Source organism: Maribacter sp. MS6 (genome assembly GCF_056839185.1).
Genome location: NZ_CM166389.1, coordinates 1,223,164 through 1,243,368 on the forward strand (window position 1 = coordinate 1,223,164; position 20,205 = coordinate 1,243,368).

A 20,205-nucleotide genomic window follows, 5' to 3' on the forward strand; every position below is an offset into this window, starting at 1 on the left:
TATTTTAAACAGAACATTTAAGCTGTTATTGTGTTTTTGATCAATTCCCGTTGAATAACTTTAGTTATTTTTATACTATGAACGAACCTTTAGCCGAACGTGTACGCCCGAAATCATTAGAAGACTATATAAGTCAACATCATCTAGTGGGCGAAAAAGGATCATTGACAAATCAGATTAAAAAAGGAATTATTCCTTCTTTAATTCTTTGGGGGCCACCAGGAACGGGTAAAACAACCTTGGCAACCATAATTGCAGAAGAGAGTGAACGCCCTTTCTATATGCTTAGCGCCATCAACAGTGGCGTGAAGGACATTAGGGAGGTCATAGACAAGGCAAAACAGTCCGGAGGACTATTTACGACCAAAAACCCCATTCTGTTTATTGACGAAATTCATCGTTTTAGCAAGTCGCAACAGGACAGCTTACTAGGTGCCGTTGAGAAAGGCTGGGTAACACTAATTGGTGCTACTACTGAAAATCCTAGTTTCGAGGTAATACCAGCATTATTATCACGATGCCAGGTGTACATATTACATGCATTTGGTAAAGAAGATTTAATTACGATATTAAAAAGAGCTCTGAAATTGGACAAATATTTAAAGTCCAAAACAATTCACCTAAAAGAGACAGAAGCACTGCTCCGCTTGTCTGGTGGAGATGGTAGGAAGCTACTTAATATTTTTGAATTGATTATTAATTCAGAAGATTCGGAGACGGTAGAAATTACGGATGACCTTGTTCTTCAAAAAATACAAAAGAATACAGTTTTATATGACAAGACCGGCGAGCAGCATTATGATATTGTGTCCGCTTTCATAAAGTCTATTAGGGGTAGTGACCCCAATGGCGCGGTATACTGGCTGGCACGGATGATAGAAGGCGGCGAGGACGTTAAATTTATTGCCCGCAGAATGTTAATTGCCGCATCGGAGGATATCGGTCTAGCCAACCCCACGGCCTTAGTGATAGCAAATACTACCTTCCAAGCCGTAACTACCATAGGGTACCCTGAGTCTCGAATTATACTAAGTCAGTGTGCCATATATTTGGCTACATCGGCAAAAAGTAACGCAAGTTATATGGCGATAAGGAAAGCGCAGCAGACGGTTAAGCAAACCGGCAACTTATCAGTACCATTAGCACTTAGAAACGCACCCACCAAATTAATGAAAGATTTGGGCTATGGGGAAGATTATAAATATGCACACGATTATGAAAATAATTTTGTAATCTCAGAATTCCTTCCAGATGATATTTCCGGAAGCACATTCTACAAACCGGGCAAAAATCCAAGAGAAAAAAACTTAAGTGATTTTTTAAAGCACCGGTGGAAGGACAAATATGATTTTTAGAATTTAATTTTAAGTTCTTCTTGCACCAGGTCGGCTCCCAAGTAATACTCAAAAATCCAAATACCTTCTTTTAGAAACACCATACCACTTTTATCATTGGCTTGACCAATGAACATATTCTCCGTTGAACTATTCAATAGTTTCATGGTTACATTTGAGCTACTGTCCAAAAGTTCGTAACCATTTGCAATAGGCTGTGCGTACAAGATCATCTCTCTAGTACCAACGGGGCTAGAAGCGGATTCCACTGCCCTATTAGGAGGGGCCTGTTTAATATTGGAAGCTACAGGTTCCATACTTTTAAAGCTTTGATCTTCCAGGGTACTTGTTTGCTTTATTACTTTACTTTTGTTTTCAGATTTTAAGTCGTTTACTTCGTTTGATACCTCTGAATCAAGATTTTTTATGTCATTCTTAAAACTGATGGTAATTGGTTCCTGGTCTATCTTCTTTTCTCGATAGCTATAGTTCAAGTCTTTATAGGAAGACATTGCTTTAATTATGGCCTTTTTGTAAGCTTCCTTATATTCTTTTATCTTATTTGTTCCCTCTATAGAACTGAACACTTCTTGCTTTCTACAATTCTGAAGGGCTATCTTAACCTTGGTTCCGAACATCGAAGAATTGTCCTTTAGTATAGCGGTTAGTCCTAAACAACGATCCATATATAAATCTTCTGGCAATGCATCGTCATATACCGCTACAAATCCATTTTTAATAAATTCATGCTTAAGCAAAGTACTTGTTAGGTATTGATTTTGTTCTTTAAAATCACCTAGTGTTTTAGGGACTATAATGTACTTATAATCGTTTAAATCAACTTGACCAATACCTGTATATCCGATAAGGACCAAAACAATAAATAGTATATTTTTCAAAATAGCGGGTTTATGTATTTGTAGTTATAAATGAAATAAGCGTGCCAAACTGAGGTAAATTCGCTTCTTATTTTATTTATCGCTTACCGCCCCAAGATATGATATTTAATCCTAACTGAAAAGATGCGTAATTACTGTCGGCAATATTTTGGTAAGACAGCAAGTTATCTCCGATCACATAGAAATTTAAAGGCCCTGCCTGAAAACTAACTCCCAATCCTAGATTGGTATTTGTGAATTTATCCACCGTATAAGTACCCTTTACTGCCATAAAACGCCCAAAGCGCCTCAAATAGAATCCTGTTAACGCAACTTGTGGGCCTCTAGGCCTATTGATAGCATACAATTGTACCCCTGTGGCATTCCTATATTTCGTGTTCCTACTTAGTGAACCAACGATACTACAGTCACAATCTTCATCTGAACCAATTGGTTTGCCAAAATTATGGCGAATAGACGCGTTTATCTGAGTTGGCCTAAATGTTACATACGCGCTGTTCGTTGTTTCGAAAGGAACAAGTTCCTCTACGTCGTCTACTAATTCTTGCCAAAAATCACGATTGAGATTCGCAAGCTCGCGTAGCACATTAATCTGTATCCCTTCTACAGAAGCACTTCCTTTTAAACTATACTTGTAAACATCGCCACTATGATAGATAAAACCTAAATCCAATACACTACCGGTGATAGCCGTACGTTCGTTTAAACGATATGTAAAGCCAAAGTCTATTCCTAAACCCAAATCCCCTCCAAAAACAGCCCTTTTAATAAATGTACTTGCCAGCGTACCTTGGTTTTCTGCAGTATTTAACTCACCAAAACCTGAATTACGCAATTGCATATCTGTGCTCAAGGTTGTAGCTATGGTATTGTTTTGTCCTTGAGTATTTACCAAGTAACCTGTGTTTTTGGTCGAATTATAATCAGCAATGCCCGAATATAATTTGCCCCTAACGCCCGCAGTAAGCTTCTTGTTTATTGTTTTATTGATTCCAAAATGATAGACAGCGACTAAGGACCCCCTAGTTTTTAAATCTCCTAGATCAAAACGGCGATTTAATTGATCTGCATTGCCTTCAAAGGCGAGAAATGCATAATCCTGGGGCCAATACAGAATATTATCCATTTCTAGGTATGCGCCAAATGAATAGAAAAGACCAGAATAAGCACTACGGTAGCCTCCGCTAAACAAATCTATCTGCAAGCCCTGGTTAAATTGGTCTCTCCTTGTGAGCCCAGAGACCATAAGATTGCGTACCTTATCATTTATGTCCAGCCCGTCATCTGCAAAAATATCATTAACCGTGACCCCGTTTGTACCGGCAAAACCAGAAACACCGGAAAGGAGGGGAATGCCGGCAAACCACTGAAAATCTGTTTCCAGACCTGGATTTAGAAGTAAAGATTGTGGAATTTCATCAAAATCATACAATACTTGTTTGTTTTGTCCGCTTAAAAGAGCTGAAACCAAAACTATAAAAAGAGAAACATGAGTTCGTATTCTCATTTTATCCTAAGCATAAATTGAGCACTGGATTGCAGCACTATTGATGCCCCGGGAATACCCGAAGTACTTACATTATCACCAAAATTAGATGCATTAAGTCTTATGTTGGTTGTATTTCGAAGAATATCCAGACTTTTTCCAGTAGTACCGTAAGCGACCTCGCGAATTAAGGTTGCCGTAGGTGCCGCGGGCATTATAAATAACTCTGAATCTAAGAGCATATTATCTGCATCCAAAAATTCCAATTCAATCTCAATAGGCTTGTCCGTTGTATTCTCCAACTCATAGGTAATTACACCTTCTAATACCCGTTCCGAGAAAAACGCTTCTTCAAAAGCATCAAAATTAAAATCTTGGGTAAAAAAACTAACGTTGGCTACTCTATTAATAAGACTCTCCTGTACTTTGACGAAAAAGATACTAGTCTCCAAGGTCGGAGTAATACTCAAATCATCATACTGTGTAAAATCCTGCTTTTCCGTACAGGAAAAAAGCAGAAATATCAGAGCTGTTATTAAAAGATGATTTCGCATACGGTTTATATTGGTTCTACTGGTATACCATAACCCAATTCCAATAGTTAGGCTATACTAGTAGTAACTCTATAAATATGTTTTTATTTCCCGTAACTCTGTAATCATTGGACTATGCTTATGTTCAGCTTCTCCGTGTGCATTGAAATGCAAGGCATGAAGACCTACTGCTCTAGCCCCGAGAATATCAGCTTCTAGGCTGTCTCCTATCATCAAAGACGATTCTGGTCTAACCTTGGCCTTTTCTAAAGCCAAATTAAAAATTAACGGGTCTGGTTTCTTTACCCCGGCCATCTCAGAATCTATTATTTGTTCAAAATAAAGGTGAATTCCTGAGTTTCGTAATTTTTTCTCTTGTATTTCCTGAAATCCGTTAGTAATAATATGTAGCCGATAGTTTGGTTTTAAATATTCCAACACGTCTATTGCATTTGGAAATAAAAAAGTATGGGAGGATAGCTGTTTAATATAGTCCTCTGCAATACTATGAATAGTAGTATCGGATACGGAATACTCCAAGGTATCAAAAACAGATTTCAGTCTTTGGTAGCGTAGTTGCGCTTTCGTAATTCTTTCTTCCCGATACATTTTCCAAAACACCAAGTTTGCCGGCACATACACCTCTAAAAAAGTAGCTAAGGGTATGGCTATACCATGTACCGGCAATATACTCTCAAAGGTTAGTGCCGAATTTTTTTCAAAATCCCAAAGGGTGTGATCAAGGTCAAAAAAAATATCTGTTATTATATCTTTAAACATTGTAGGTACTTATAACGTTCTTATATATTTTTTTCCAATCAAATTTCTCATCGCCTCCAAGCAGCTCATTTGAAAAGACAGTTACAAAAGATCCTTCTACCTTTTTAACTTCATTGTGGATAGCTTTTATTTTTTCTACTATCTGTTCCTCGCTTTTAGCGTTTAACAAAGAGTAATCATGCAGGGCAAAGGGTTGAATCTTAATGGGTTGCTTAACTTCTAACGGAATATCATAAAATTGAAACGGTGTACATGTACCGGCTCTAAAACCCATTTCATGGGTATACCCCATGGTAAAATCATTGGTAAACTCGGCCGTCACCAAATTTCTATAGGATTCCGGAACATCTACCCTATTGTAGCGCATTCTAGAATAATTAACCGGTCTGTTGATTACATTTTCCAAATTATTCTTTTCTTTTTTAGCAGCTCTATATCCCTAAAGGAACTATAAGAGGCGCCAAGTGCAACTTTTGCATAATCGGCTATATATTTAATAAGCGATTTAAAACGATTACTATTTGTTGATACATTCTTATCGTACTTGGAATAATCCGCAAACTGAAAAAAGAAGATACTTTTTACATCATAGCTTTGATGCCATGCAATCAATTGTTCAAAATTATCATAAGGATCTTTTCTCCGTTTGATCCCCACCATTATGCGCTCCCATACCCGTTTGAACTTCAACGTACCCAGATCCAATAAAAATCCCGCCAATCCCCTAAAAAGTCCTCTATTGGCGTAGGAGTGGGATGTGGTAACATCCAAGACAGAAAGATAGGTATACCTTCGTTCCTTATATTTCAGTTTAGGAAATTTATCCCTTAGGAGTTCCAACAGCTTTAGTGCCCATATATCCACAATTGGCTGTTTTAAAAAATCGTGTTGGTAAGCTATGCTGTCCTTTGGAGAAAATCTACCGTGTATATCCTTAACATGTGGTAAGTACTCCTCGTACCTGCTCAACAAATAAAAGCTAGCAGCGAAAATATCAAAAGGGACATTGCTTCGTTCTCCAGCGGAAAAAAAACTAGGCGTTCCATCCCATTCATGAATCTGTATTTGAATGTCGTTGATGCCTTGCTCAAAGAGAAGATCGTTGCTACGGATAAAGAATTCGTTCTGTAGCGGCTGTTTGGTGTAGGTTATTTTTTCATCGGTATGTTTTATAAAATCCTCTATCTTGGTAGTAAAACCAATTTCTATACCCAAAATCCTGGTAAAGACCTGTTTCATGGTATAGGTAAACCTTGGGGTAATCTTATGGGTATATATGAGTAACATTTATAATACTTGATTGTCAGCGAAACTAAAATAGTCTTTCTGCGTGATGATGAGATGGTCTAATACCTTTATATCCAAAGATTCTGACGCTTTCTTAATTTTTTGGGTTATTTGCTTATCTGCAGCACTGGGTTTCAAGGTGCCACTCGGATGATTGTGTGCTAAAATGAGCCCTACGGCACCTAGCTCCAATGATTGTTTCATAAGAATACGTACATCTACCAATGTACCTGTAATACCGCCTTTACTCAACTGGGTCTTATGCAGGATTTTGTTGGAATTATTAAGATATAGTACCCAAAATTCCTCATGTTCCAATTCTCCTATGATGGGCTGTAATACTTCAAAAGCATCTTTACTACTTCCAATCATTGTCAACTGTAATGCTTCCTCCCCCCTTCTTCGCCTCCCAATTTCCAATGCTGCCGCAATGGTTACGGCCTTTGCTTCTCCTATACCCTTAAAAGCCGTGAGTTGTTTAATAGATAACCTCCCCAACTCGTTAAGGTTATTATCTGCGGAGGCAAGGATGCGTTTAGACAGTTCCACGGCGCTTTCGAACCTACTACCAGAACCTATAAGTATGGCTATAAGCTCGGCATCCGACAGGGCAGACCTCCCTTTAGTAAGAAGTTTTTCCCTTGGCTTATCGTCGTCAGACCAGTGCTTTATTGAAAAAGAGGTGGGCTTTTCTTGCATTGGCTAAAGATAGCGAACTAATTATTTTATTGTAAATTTCGCTATCAATTTAAAGTTGAATACTATGAAATCTTTACTTACCTCAGAAACTCATAAAGAAATTACCGACCGTTTATCAAAACTTACAGAAAACTCCGAGGGAAAATGGGGAAAGATGACAGTAGGCCAAATGGCATGGCATTGCCAGTATCCATTAAAACTTGCCATAGAGAACAAAGAGAATTCCTCCAAAGGTAACTGGTTCATTAAAACCTTTTTTAAAAAGTCGCTTTATAATGACAAACCTTGGCGGAAAAACCTACCTACAGCGCCGCAACTAAAGGCAACCGTACCAAAGGATTTTGTGCATGAAGTAGCTATTCTTAAAACATTGATAAATGAATTTTCAACACTTCGCAATAGGGACAAGTGGTATCCTCATCCTGCTTTTGGACCTTTTACCAAGGAACAATGGGGGCAATTGCAATACAAACATTTAGACCATCATCTAAAGCAGTTTGGAGTGTAATGCAAGGTTAATCCATCAAATGCTGAACACTGTTTAAATTTAATCCTCCATAATTACCCGAGCTCATTAATAGTAAGGTTGTATTCGTGTAGTCGACCCCTTTCACATAGGCATGAAAGGCACTGGCGTCGGTAAATATTTTCAAATCTTTTCTTTGAAAAGCTTCTGTAATCTGATCTGGTGTTACCGCATCCAATTTTTTTATGGCTACGGATTCCGGAAGAAAGAAAATTACAGGCTCATCGGCCGCATCCAATGCTCCCTTATACTCTTTTAGAAACTCCGGGTTAAAACTACTGTAGGTATGTAGTTCCAAACAAGCTACCAATTTGCGATTTGGATATTGCTCCTTTACGGCTATGGTAGTTGCGGCTACTTTGCTCGGCGAATGCGCGAAATCCTTATACGCTACGCTAGTTTTTCCTTCTGCTATTTTCTCCAAGCGTTTAGATGCTCCTTTAAAAGTTGCAATTGCCTCGTAAAAATCATCTTCATCAATTCCCATATTCTGGCAAATCCATTTAGCACCGGCAAGATTACTAAGATTATGTTTGCCGAAAATTTCAATGGGCATAGGACCTTCTGGTGTAGTTAACAAGGTTTGACCTTCAACCACTTCATAATCAGGTGTTTTGTACCCTAATTTTCGAATGGCATTATCAGAAGCTTCTACCACCTTTTTAACTTCCAAATCTTCTATGTTATATGTAATACTTCCTCCATTAACGATACTATCCACAAAAATCTGAAATTGTTCTACGTAATTCTTAAAGGTTGGAAATACATTAATATGATCCCAAGCAATACCACTTAATAATGCAATATTGGGTTTATATAAATGGAATTTTGGTCTGCGGTCTATAGGTGAGGAAAGATACTCGTCTCCCTCTAGCACTATAAAATCATTATCGTCTGTTAAATGTACCATACGGTCAAAACCGTCTAATTGGGCACCTACCATATAATCTACTTCACGGCCGTGGAAATCAAGCACATGAAGAATCATGGAAGTAATAGTTGTTTTACCATGACTACCTCCTATGACCACTCGGGTTTTGTTCTTGGACTGCTCATAAAGGAACTCAGGATACGAATAAATCGTTAATCCCAATTTCTGGGCTTTTTGCAGCTCTGGATTGTCCTCTTTTGCGTGCATCCCTAAAACAATAGCATCTAATCCTGAGTGTATTTTCTCTGGAAACCATCCAAACGTTTCCGGTAAAAGTCCCACTTTTTCTAATCTACTTTTTGAAGGTTCAAAAATTACATCGTCGCTCCCTGATATTTGATATCCTTTATGTTCCAGTGCCAAAGCAAGGTTGTGCATGGCACTACCACCAATAGCAATAAAATGAATTTGCATGAAGTTGATTTAGTTGACAAAGATAGGAATTGCATTTAGCATCAAAACTGCTACTTTATAATTATCTTAGACTTTAAAATCTGTTTTATGTCATTAAACCTTTCTACAATACCTTCAAAAGAAATTATGTCAGGTTACCACGGTAAACTGGTACATACGGAAAAGATGTCCCTCGTTTTTTGGGATGTTGAAAAAAATGCAGTCGTACCAGAGCACCACCACGTTCACGAGCAAATTATGCATGTCATGGAAGGGGAATTCGAGTTTACATTAAACGGCAAAACCAAGGTCTACCGTGCTGGTGATATTGTACCCATAGCCTCAGGTATTCCCCATAGCGGAAAAGCAATAACAGCCTGTAAATTGATGGATGTTTTCAGTCCTGCTAGGGAGGAGTATAAATAAGCCTGTTAGTTCCCAAAGGGGAACCAAAAAATAAAGTATGGAAATAAATCTTATAGGAAAAAATGCATTGGTTGGTGGTAGTAGCAGCGGCATAGGTAGAGCGATCGCAGAGCAATTGGCAAAAAGTGGCGCAAGCGTTACGATAATGGCAAGAAATGAAGAAAAGCTAAATACCACCTTAAAAAGCTTATCCATATCAGAAGGTCAACAACACCAATATTTAGTGGTCGATTTTTCTAATTATAAAGCGTATAGCAAAGTCATCACAAAGTATTTTGAATCGAACAGTGTTGATATTTTAGTTAACAATACCCAAGGCCCATCTGCCGGAAATACCCTAGAAAAAAAAGTAAACGACTACCAAGTAGCTTTTGACCTCCTATTTAAAACCGTTATTTTCACTACCGAACTGGCCTTACCGAAGATGATACAAAACCAATGGGGACGCATCATTAATGTAGCCTCTGTATCAGTGAAAGAACCTTTGTCCTACCTCGCGTTGTCCAATTCTATTCGCGCAAGTTTGGTCACTTGGGCAAAGTCTTTAGCTACCGACGTAGGTGACAAACAAATTACGGTAAACAGTATTCTTACCGGCTATTTTGATACGGAGCGTATTGCACAGCTGAATGCAACCAAGGCACGTCAATTGGGGATTTCAGAAGATACAGTTTTAGCGGACATGAAATCCAAAGTACCGTTAAAACGTATTGGTGACCCAAAAGAGTATGGCTATTTAGCTGCTTTTTTAGCTTCAGAAAAGGCCGCTTATATTACGGGAACCCAAATTCCGATTGATGGAGGATTGCTAAAATCCTTATAAGCCCAGTTTACGAACCCAAAATACCCATTCCATAATTTTTCATTGTTTACAGAGGTTTTTGGAGACATCTTTGTACGTAACTTTGAAATGATATACGCTACTAAACGCTAAGCCGTTCTAGTTAAAGCGCATAGCCTAATCACACCATAATGAAACATATTATAACTCTTATAACGATACTCCTCTTCTCTCAAATGGCATCATCGCAAAAAAATAATGAATCTTTTGTAGCACTCTGGCAACAGGTCGAAAAGCTGGAAAGGGATGCATTAACAAAGTCTGCCTTAAAGGTGGTAACCATAATTTCTGAAAAAGCTAAGAAGGAAAAGAATTCACCACAACGTACAAAAGCTTTACTGTATGCATCTAAATACGCCATGACCTTAGAGGAAGATGCCCAGCTCAAAATCGTAAATGATTTTAAATTAGAGATACAGAACGCGGAATCTCCTACCAAAAATATTTTAGAAAGCTATTTAGGCACCCTATATTGGCAATACTATCAACAAAATAGATATCAGTTCTATAACCGAACAAAAACGGAAGAAAAAGTAGATTCTGTTGATTTTAGGACTTGGGATTTGACTACCCTTTTTAAGGAAATTACAGTCCATTTTGAGGCATCGCTAAAAAACGAGACCAAATTGCAACAAACAGCAGTTTCGGATTTTGAGCCTATTCTAAACCAGCAGAAGGGCTCTGAGGAATACCGGCCTACCCTGTTTGACATTCTTGCACAAAATGCGTTGGTGTTTTACAGTACGAATGAAAACAGTATTACAAGGCCTGTGGATAAATTTGAAATTGATAATCCTGAACTCCTATGTGATGGCTATGCGTTCACACAAGTAAACATTACAACAACGGATGACACCTCTTTACAAGCTAGGGCATTATGTATTTATCAAAAACTTTTAACGCTCCATTTACCATCAAAAAAGCCTTATGCATTTGCAGAAGTTGATATACAGAGACTCCAGTTCGTTTACCAAAATGCCGTTTTTGAGAATAAAGATCAGTACTATTTAGATGTACTTAGAAACACAGCAGCAATTAAACCTAAAAGTATAGCATCTGGGTTATACAATTATGAGATTGCCGCTCTTTTAAATCAACAAGGAAATACCTACCAGCCCGCCAAAAATGAAGAACATCGTTGGAAAATCAAGGAAGCACTTGAGCTATGTGAGAAGGTCACCAAAGAAATTTCTGGAAGTCGTGGAGCGGAAAAATGTACGGCTCTAAAGACACAGATTCTTTCCCATAGTTTACAATTGACAACGGAAAGACACATACCGGTCAATAAAGTATCTAGAGTATTGGTTACTTACAAAAACTACGAAGGCCTACAACTAACCGCCCGCAGTATAACCGCTAAACAATGGAATACCCTGGAGGATTTATATCCGAAGGAAAAGAAAATTGCCTTCATAAAAGAATTAGCTGTTTCCCAATCATGGGATATTGCGATTAAAAACGAAAACGACTACCAATCGCATCGTACCGAAATAGCGATACCTCCCCTAACTAACGGTCAATACCTCATCCTTGCCGAACCTAAAGACAAAACAGATAAGACTTTTGCATACGCACAGGTGCAAGCCACAGATTTGGCCTTAGTAGAAACGCAAACCGAAACCCATCAATATTTTCAAGTGGTGGATCGAAATAACGGAAAACCAATTGTTGGAGCAAAATTGACGCTTAAATATCGCCTGGATTATGACGGAAAGCGATTGAGGAAAACCTTAGTTTCCAATAAAACAGGAATGATTTCTATCCAAAGAACTAAAAAAGAATGGAGTGAAGTTAGTATTGCAATAGTACATAAAAAAGATACTGCCTTTTATAACGACTATTACATTTACAGGGGGTATGACCAAACAACTGCCGGAATTTCTTACTCTTGTTTTCTATTTACAGATAGAAGTATCTATAGACCGGGACAGCCCTTATATTTTAAAGGAATAGCCCTAAAACGTACAAAAGAAAATTCTTCACTACTAGCAAACGCAAAAGTATCCGTTGAATTGAAGGACGTGAACGGACAAGTGGTTAATACAGCAGAATTTGTCACGAACGATTTTGGTTCTTTATCCGGTGAATTCATCTTGCCAAGTAACGGGCTTACCGGTCAGTTTTCGTTGCAAGTTCGTTCAAACGAACACAATTTAAGTGGATATGCAAGCTTTTCCGTTGAAGAATATAAACGTCCAAAATTCGAAACTTCCTTTGCCCCCATTAAAGAAAGCTACAAGGTAAACGATAGTGTAACCGTCACTGGTACAGCCACTGCATATGCCGGAAGCACTATTACAGATGCTAAAGTTACCTACCGTGTAAAACGTTCTGTATACTATCCAAGATGGTATTATTGGAACTACTCCTATAGAAATACTGCACCACAAGAATTAGTGCACGGAGCAACCAAAACAGATGCTTCGGGCAATTATTCTATAGAATTTAAAGCCTTACCAGATACTGGTACAGACAAAAAGAACCTACCCACTTTCAATTACGAAGTAACAGCAGATGTTACCGACCTCAATGGTGAAACGCATAGCGCAACAACTTTCGTTACCGTAGGGTATCATACCTTAACCGCTAACATGATATTGGCGAACCCGTTGAACAAGGATTCGAAAGAACAAAATTTAACCATATCCACTACCAACCTTAATGGACAGTTTGTACCCGCCACGGGATCGGTTAAGATGTATAAGTTAAAAGCACCAGATCAGGTATTACGACCGCGTATGTGGTCCGCACCGGATTACCAAGGTTTTACCAAGGAGGAATTCAAAAAGCTATTTCCTCATGACGCCTTTACTAATGAGCATGATTCCTCCACATGGGAAAAAGGAGCCTTAGTTTGGCAAGAAAACTTCGATACCGGTAAATCCACAGAGCTCGCCTTGGGTGATATCAAAAAATGGATTTCAGGGAAGTACATTTTAGAATTGGAAACCGAGGACAAATTTGGTCGGGATGTAAAGGACGTTTTGGAAACCACCGTATTTAGTCCAAACGACAAGAAATTAGCAGACAACCAGCTATTCCATATTACCACAGATAAAAACAGCTATACTCCGGGCGATAATGCAAAAGTAACCCTCTTTTCAAATGCCGAAAATATAGAGGTAACGGTTACCATTGAGAAAAATCATGAAGTAATAGCTACCAAAATCATCCGTTTAAACAAAAACTCGGAACACTTTACGGTGCCTGTAAAAAAAGAAGATGTTGGCGGGTTCGCTATTTCCTACAGCTTCGCGGCATACAATTCCTTTACGGCCGGCACTTTAAACCTGCAAGTACCCTACCCAAGTACAGATTTACAAATAGAAACGGTAACATTTAGAGACAAGTTGCAACCTGGAACAGATGAAACTTGGTCTTTTAGAATTAAAGGACCCAAAGGTGATAAAGTCACGGCAGAGTTGTTAGCAAGTATGTATGATGCGTCCTTAGACACCTTTAGATCGCATTACTGGGGATTTTACCCCTTAGACAAACCTACTTATTATTCACAAAGACGTGTAAATGCCAGACGTTGTTTTACCACCAATTCATTTACCATTTATCAAGATAATGAATCATATAGCTACGCTAACCCAAGCTTTGATTCCTTTAATTGGTTTGGATTTTATTTTGGTCATGGAGGTTACAATCGCTCAGGCATATCTAGAATGATGAAGCGATCCAGTGCTCCGGTTGGTGAAATAATGATGATGGATGACATGGAACTTGAAGAATCTGTAGCCGGAGCTCCTATGGAAGCGGACAACGGATTCGGTAACGAGTCTAAAGATAAAGTACCTAGTCCTGAAAGACCAAAGGCACAAAACGCTAAACAAGCAAAAGAAGAAGTTCAAATCCGTAAGAACCTTCAAGAAACAGCATTCTTCTTTCCCAAGCTAAAAACAGACGAAGAAGGCAATGTATCGTTCGGTTTTACAACTCCGGAAGCGCTTACACAATGGAACCTGCAATTGTTGGCACACACCAAAAATTTAGAAAGCTCCAATAGAACGTTGCGTACCGTAACACAAAAAGAGCTCATGGTAATTCCTAATGCCCCTCGGTTTTTACGGGAAGACGATGAAATTGTAATCAGCTCAAAAATTGCAAACCTTACCAACAAATCGCTTGTTGGTAAAGCAAAATTGCAATTGGTAGATGCGGTCACCGGCTATGATATTACGACCCAGTTGGCAAGCCCTTCCCCTTTAGGAGAGTTAGAGGGGGCTTCTTTCAAGGTTGACTCCTTAGGCAACACCCAAGTATCATGGCGCTTGAAAATTCCAGAATACATACAAGCCGTCCAATATACCGTAACAGCAACAGCAGACGATTTTAGTGACGGAGAGCAAAATCTGTTACCTGTATTGACAAATCGTATGTTGGTGACCGAAACGCTACCCATGTGGGTTCGGAGCAATGAAACCAAGACCTTTACCTTGGATAAGTTAAAGTATACGACCTCAACTACGCTCAAACATCATAAGTTGACTCTAGAAATGACCAGCAACCCAGCTTGGTACGCCGTGCAGGCACTCCCATATTTAATGGAATATCCTTATGAATGTAATGAGCAAACTTTCTCTAGATACTATGCGAATACCTTGGCAAGCCATATTGCGAACAATAATTCTAGAGTCCAAGAGGTATTTCAACAATGGGCTAACTCCGATGCCTTAGCAAGCAATTTGGAGAAAAACCAAGAATTGAAATCACTTTTAATTCAAGAAACACCATGGCTTCGCGATGCACAGTCCGAAACCGTGCAGAAAAAACGAATTGCCCTTTTGTTCAATTTGGATAAAATGAAAAATGAGCAAGCCATCTCATTGAATAAATTACAGCAAAACCAAAAGAGTTCAGGTGCATGGCCTTGGTTCAATGGTGGCCCTGATAGCAGGTTTGTAACGCAACATATTATTGCTGGAATTGGGCATTTAAAGCAACTTTCTGTCTTTTCAAGCGAAGTTGAGATGCAATCCATGCTTCAAGACGCCATTCAATACCTAGACAATGAGTTCGTTAAAGAATACGATCAAATGAAGAAATATGCTGCCAATATTAATGATGACCATTTGAGCCGTATCCAGGTCCATTACCTATACATGCGAAGCTTTTTTAAAGATATCAAAGCCTCAAAGAAAGTAATTGAGATACAGGACTATTATAAAGGACAAGCAAAAATGTATTGGAAAAATAAAGGTTTGTACTCTCGTGGTATGTTGGCCTTGATTATGCATAGAAATAACGGTGCTGCAACGTCGGAAAAAATCATGAAGGCTTTGGAAGAAAATAGTATTACCTCGGACGAATTAGGAATGTACTGGAAAGAAAATACAAATTCTTGGTACTGGTATCAAGCACCAATCGAGACTCAGGCGTTGTTGATCGAGGCCTTCTCCGAAATTCATCCAGAAGATATAGAAACCATTGACAACCTTAAAATTTGGTTGTTGAAAAACAAACAGACCAACCAGTGGAAAACTACAAAAGCGACTACGGAAGCAGTGTATGCACTACTGTTGCAAGGTAGTGATTGGCTATCCGTAACCGATGCGGTTGATGTGTTGGTTGGCGGGGATAAAATAGCACCTTCCAAACTTGAAAACGTAAAAGTAGAAGCGGGAACCGGATACTACAAAACAGCCTGGAACGGCTCCGAAGTCCGGCCCAAAATGGCTGACGTACAAATTAGCAAAAAAGGAGCTGGCATTGCATGGGGTGCCCTATACTGGCAATATTTTGAGGATTTAGATAAAATTACATCGGCAGAAACACCGTTACAATTAAAAAAGAAGCTCTTCGTAAAAAAGAATACGGATACGGGCGAAGAAATCTCTGAAATTACTACCAAAACCAAGTTGCAAGTGGGCGATTTAGTCCGCGTACGCATCGAATTACGCGCAGACCGCCCTATGGAATTCGTGCATATGAAAGATATGCGCGCCGCTGGTTTTGAGCCTTTAAACGTGATTTCTAGATACAAATGGCAGGACGGACTGGGTTACTACGAAGCCACAAAAGACGCCAGCACCAATTTCTTTTTTGACTATTTACCCAAGGGTGTCTACGTATTTGAATATGATGTTCGGGTAAACAATGCAGGTGATTTCAGTAATGGTATCACCACCATACAAAGCATGTACGCTCCGGAATTCAGTAGTCGTTCCGAAGGGGTTCGGGTTAAGGTCAAAGCCCACTAACCACCCAAAGATGGAACGTCCCATCTTGCAGAAGAGTTAAGGAAACTAACTGAAACATACCGTTTACGTACGCTATGCATCCGTACACTAGCTTATTATTTTATAACGGCTACTGAACATATAGTTTAGCCTTATAATCATAAAACCAAAGCAGAATGAAAAATGCATTTCAACTTTCAATTAAAGAACCTTGTACTCAAAAATTCGATTCGTTTACCAAAACGGCACATGGAGGCTATTGCGGTTCGTGCGCAAAAGAGGTCATCGATTTTACCACCATGTCCCAAAAAGAATTAATTTCCTATTTTAGTACAACTAAGAAAAATACCTGTGGCCGCTTAAACAAGACACAACTTAGCGGTAATAAACCAAAAACAGTTAAAAACATGGACACGAACTTTGTATCTAGAGGAATAGCGGTTTTTGGATTTTCCCTGTTAGCACTTTGTACGGTTCCAGAAGCAGCTGCACAAATGGCTACAGATACAAATCCCCTTCTTAAACCGCCCACAAGTATGGTCATGGGAAGAATTGGCGTTGCTACTATACATCAAGAAACATATACCGTGAAAGGTATTGTGGTTGATGAAGATAATTTACCCCTTGCAGGCGTTAACGTTGTTTTGAAAGGAAGTACTGCTGGCGTTCAAACCGATTTTGATGGTAAATTTGAATTTCCGAATACTTTGGATATCAATGACAGGTTGGTTTTTAGTTATATAGGCTATGAAACCAAAGAATATGTAGTTGAGGCAAATGAATCTAGTACGCTTGATATCACCATCACGTTTGGTGCAACGGATATATTTTTAATGGGTGAAGTGGTCGTAGACGGTATTTACGAATCCAAACCAACTATATTCCAAAAGTTCATTTCCATATTCAAAAAATGAAATGGTCTACGGCATTACTACTGTTTATAAGCTTCCATGTAGCTGGCCAGCGTTCAGATTTTATACATATAGACTTTAAAAAAGCGGATAGTATAGCTTATGTCTATCAAGAAGAAACCCTCAATAATTTACCTATATTGACCCATAAGTTAACGGCCAATTTAACTACGGATGTAGAGAAATTTAGAGCTATCTACACATGGGTCGGTATAAGTATTGAAAACGATTATGGTTCTTATCTAACTACAAAGAAGAAACGAAAAAAACTTAATGGAAACCAAGAAGCTTTATCCGCCTGGAACAACAGTTTTACACCCAAAGTATTTGAAACTCTTCTAAAACATAAGAAAACAGCATGTACTGGTTACGCTTATTTAATTCGTGAACTAGCTGCTTTAGCGGGCATTGATAGTAAAATAGTAGATGGGTATGGCAGAACGCCTACCCTACTACTTAACATTAACAGTATTCCAAACCATTCATGGAATATAGTTGAGCTCAACGGTAAACAGTACTTGTGCGATGCTACTTGGTCTGCCGGTAAAATTATTATGGACGAACAAGGAACAAGATTTGAGCAGGATTATTTTGATGGCTACTTTTTAGCTAAACCGGAACTCTTTATAAAGAACCACTATCCATTGGATATGCGTATGTCGTTGGTAAGTGCACCGCCCATTTACGAGCAATTTGTTGCCGGACCTATAATTTATAGGGAAGCTTTTAACCTTAACATTGTCCCGAACTTTCCAAAAAAAATGAAAAACACCATTGTAAAAAATGAAGGTATATCATTCAAATTTAGTTCACAGGATGTTTATGACAGCGAAGACTTCATGTTAGTTTTACGTAAAAATGGTGTCAATAAAACCGTTCAGCCAACTATGACGCGAACCAATACGGAATATTTACTTGATTATGTCTTTAACACTACTGGGAGGTATGACGTACATGTGAACATCAAAGATAAGAGCATAGCAACCTATGTAGTTTATGTTAAACGCAAATAATTACAGACTCATTTTATCTTTAAAAAGATAGGATTGCCTGCGGGACACCTCTACCTCAGCTCCATTCTGCATGGTTAGCTTTAGTTTGCCATTAAACCACGGTACTACACCAGCAATAAAATTTGTATTAATAATCTGTTGTCTGTTAGCCCTAAAAAAATAGTGTTCTGGTAGTTTTTCCTCTACTTGGTTTAAGGATTTATAAAGCATAGGGTTTTCGTCTTTAAAGAATACCCGCGTATAATTACCTACGATTTCAAAATGAGATATATCTCCTATTTTTACCAACCAGCACTTTTCACCATCCTTAATGAAAATTTGGCTAGTACCCGTTAGTCTTTCTTGAGGAGCCAAAGCGGGTTCACTTTTATCCTCCAGTCTAGCTTCGACCTTTTCCATGGCCTGGGCAAAACGCTTCTCGTTAATGGGCTTTAACAAATAATCCAATGCATTGTATTCAAAGGATTTGATGGCATACTCATCAAAGGCTGTTGTAAAAATCGTAATTGGGACCTCATCTAACATTTCCAGTAATTCGAATCCATCTTTTTCTGGCATATTGATATCTAAAAAGAGTAAATCAGGTCTACTTTTAAGAATTAAGGCATACCCATCGTCCACGTTTTCTGCCTCTCCAACAATTGTTATCTGGGTATGTGCTTTAATGAGTTCCTTTAATTCGTTCCGCGCTAAACGAGAATCCTCTACTATCACAGTCTTTATTATGGTATTCATGTTAAGGGAATATTTATGGTAGCCACAACTTCCTCATTTAGTTCCTGTAGCAAGAAAGAGGCTTTTGTACCGTATAATAAACGTAAACGTTGCTTAATATTCTTTAGCCCTAAATGTGTAGAATTTTCGGAAATTATTAATTTTCCTGTGTTTATTACGCGTATACAAAGACTATTTTCCGTTTTTTCCGTGGTCAATTTAATGGTACCGCCAGACTTTAGATTAGATATGCCATGTTTTGTAGCATTTTCTACAAGTAATTGTATAATCATCGGTGGAATCTGAAATGCTAGCGTTTCGGTATCCACTTCTTTTATAAAAACAAGTCGGTCTTCAAACTGAATTTTGGACAAGGCTATATAATTATCTACCATCTCCAGCTCCTCTTCCAATGCAATAGCGTTGATATTATTTTTAGTTAAGGAATACCGAAGCATCTCGGACAGCTTCGTTAGCATATCCCGGGATTTTTCCACATCCTCCAGCATTAATCCTCTAATATTGTTAAGGCTATTGAACATAAAATGCGGATTAATCTGTCCCTTTAACGTATTCAATTGAGCCTGTTTTAACGTGCTTGTAAGTTCTGCGCGCTCCAAGCGATTTGAATTTAATTTTGCAGCAATTTTTACGGACATAAAAAAAACCGTCCAACCCAAAATGATAATGAAAGAATTAACCAACATTAGACCAATCCCCAAATTTCTATACATTTCAGGAATCTTTAAATTTTCATCGGTATACTTACCTACAAGGTATCCAAAGCCATAGGAAAGCCCGAAATAGATAAACGAGGCAATCCCAATACCTATTACTATTTTTATAAGTTGTTTGGAATCGAAATCGTCCAAATTTAAGATTCTGTTCAAAAAAGAACGAAGGAAACTTGTGGCTGAAATGCCGATGACGAAGGTAGCGATCAATCCATAATAAAATAGTTTACTCCCCTTATAGCCGTCCATATCGGGCGTAAAGGCATAAGCAATAAACACCAAGCCTCCCCAACCTAGAAGTTGCACCGCCCAAAAGTAAAAGTGCCATCGATGTCTTTTAATAAAAGAAGCCATTAGTCTTGTTGTTAAGGGTCAAATATAGGATAATAATCAAATGTTTAATGGTTATGCCCTAACCTATAGAAATATGAGAAGGAGTATGGATAAAAGTAGTTTTACAATGGTTATCATAGAATTCATCTTTTTAGATTGGTTAATAAATAGTTTCTGGTG

The 20,205-nt window shown here is 38.4% G+C and carries 15 protein-coding genes and 1 pseudogene; 7 read left to right on the forward strand and 9 right to left on the reverse strand.

Going from position 1 to position 20,205, the window contains the following annotated elements:
• The first annotated feature begins 77 nt into the window (after positions 1-77).
• Positions 78-1,355, forward strand: coding sequence for a replication-associated recombination protein A (locus MS6x_RS05570; protein WP_482605928.1), 1,278 nt, complete (start codon positions 78-80; stop codon positions 1,353-1,355).
• Here the strand turns inward: MS6x_RS05570 and MS6x_RS05575 are convergent.
• The 6 genes and pseudogenes from MS6x_RS05575 to radC form a co-directional block, all read right to left on the reverse strand.
• A complete protein-coding gene (locus tag MS6x_RS05575) occupies positions 1,352-2,233 on the reverse strand; it encodes a hypothetical protein (RefSeq protein ID WP_482605929.1) in 882 nt (293 codons plus the stop codon). The two genes, MS6x_RS05570 and MS6x_RS05575, sit on opposite strands and share 4 nt — an antisense overlap.
• Positions 2,234-2,309: 76 nt before the next feature.
• The gene (locus MS6x_RS05580; protein WP_482605931.1) at positions 2,310-3,740 is read right to left on the reverse strand and encodes a DUF5723 family protein; all 1,431 of its coding nucleotides are present in this window, start codon (positions 3,738-3,740) and stop codon (positions 2,310-2,312) included.
• A complete protein-coding gene (locus MS6x_RS05585) occupies positions 3,737-4,273 on the reverse strand; it encodes a hypothetical protein (protein WP_482605932.1) in 537 nt (178 codons plus the stop codon). The genes MS6x_RS05580 and MS6x_RS05585 overlap by 4 nt, the downstream gene beginning before the upstream one ends.
• Before the next feature lie 69 nt (positions 4,274-4,342).
• Positions 4,343-5,032, reverse strand: coding sequence for a YjjG family noncanonical pyrimidine nucleotidase (locus tag MS6x_RS05590; protein ID WP_482605934.1), 690 nt, complete (start codon positions 5,030-5,032; stop codon positions 4,343-4,345).
• A pseudogene (locus tag MS6x_RS05595) lies at positions 5,025-6,319 on the reverse strand (polysaccharide deacetylase family protein). Before MS6x_RS05595 ends, MS6x_RS05590 begins: the two are co-directional and overlap by 8 nt.
• On the reverse strand, positions 6,320-7,018 hold the full coding sequence (gene radC / locus MS6x_RS05600; protein ID WP_482605936.1) for a RadC family protein: 699 nt from the start codon (positions 7,016-7,018) through the stop codon (positions 6,320-6,322). It lies immediately after the preceding pseudogene.
• A gap of 64 nt (positions 7,019-7,082) precedes the next feature.
• Between radC and MS6x_RS05605 the strand changes: the two genes are divergently transcribed.
• A complete protein-coding gene (locus tag MS6x_RS05605) occupies positions 7,083-7,526 on the forward strand; it encodes a DUF1569 domain-containing protein (RefSeq protein WP_482605938.1) in 444 nt (147 codons plus the stop codon).
• A gap of 7 nt (positions 7,527-7,533) precedes the next feature.
• On the opposite strand, the gene MS6x_RS05610 is transcribed toward MS6x_RS05605, so the two are convergent.
• Entirely contained in the window at positions 7,534-8,889 is a 1,356-nt protein-coding gene (locus MS6x_RS05610; protein ID WP_482605939.1) for a UDP-N-acetylmuramate--L-alanine ligase, read from the reverse strand.
• A gap of 87 nt (positions 8,890-8,976) precedes the next feature.
• On the opposite strand from MS6x_RS05610, the gene MS6x_RS05615 reads away from it, so the two are divergent.
• The 5 genes from MS6x_RS05615 to MS6x_RS05635 all read left to right on the forward strand — a co-directional run bounded on the left by MS6x_RS05615 (position 8,977) and on the right by MS6x_RS05635 (position 18,244).
• Positions 8,977-9,294, forward strand: coding sequence for a cupin domain-containing protein (locus tag MS6x_RS05615; protein ID WP_482605941.1), 318 nt, complete (start codon positions 8,977-8,979; stop codon positions 9,292-9,294).
• Between the two features lie 37 nt (positions 9,295-9,331).
• The gene (locus MS6x_RS05620) at positions 9,332-10,117 is read left to right on the forward strand and encodes an SDR family oxidoreductase (protein ID WP_482605942.1); all 786 of its coding nucleotides are present in this window, start codon (positions 9,332-9,334) and stop codon (positions 10,115-10,117) included.
• A 149-nt stretch (positions 10,118-10,266) separates the two neighbouring features.
• The gene (locus MS6x_RS05625; protein WP_482605944.1) at positions 10,267-16,341 is read left to right on the forward strand and encodes an alpha-2-macroglobulin family protein; all 6,075 of its coding nucleotides are present in this window, start codon (positions 10,267-10,269) and stop codon (positions 16,339-16,341) included.
• A 155-nt stretch (positions 16,342-16,496) separates the two neighbouring features.
• Positions 16,497-17,234 (forward strand): carboxypeptidase-like regulatory domain-containing protein, encoded by a 738-nt coding sequence (locus MS6x_RS05630; RefSeq protein WP_482605946.1) that lies wholly within the window; start codon positions 16,497-16,499, stop codon positions 17,232-17,234.
• A complete protein-coding gene (locus tag MS6x_RS05635) occupies positions 17,231-18,244 on the forward strand; it encodes a transglutaminase domain-containing protein (protein WP_482605948.1) in 1,014 nt (337 codons plus the stop codon). The genes MS6x_RS05630 and MS6x_RS05635 overlap by 4 nt, the downstream gene beginning before the upstream one ends.
• On the opposite strand, the gene MS6x_RS05640 is transcribed toward MS6x_RS05635, so the two are convergent.
• Entirely contained in the window at positions 18,245-18,979 is a 735-nt protein-coding gene (locus tag MS6x_RS05640) for a LytR/AlgR family response regulator transcription factor (RefSeq protein ID WP_482605949.1), read from the reverse strand.
• The gene (locus tag MS6x_RS05645; protein WP_482605951.1) at positions 18,976-20,046 is read right to left on the reverse strand and encodes a sensor histidine kinase; all 1,071 of its coding nucleotides are present in this window, start codon (positions 20,044-20,046) and stop codon (positions 18,976-18,978) included. Before MS6x_RS05645 ends, MS6x_RS05640 begins: the two co-directional genes overlap by 4 nt.
• Positions 20,047-20,205: the final 159 nt, after the last annotated feature.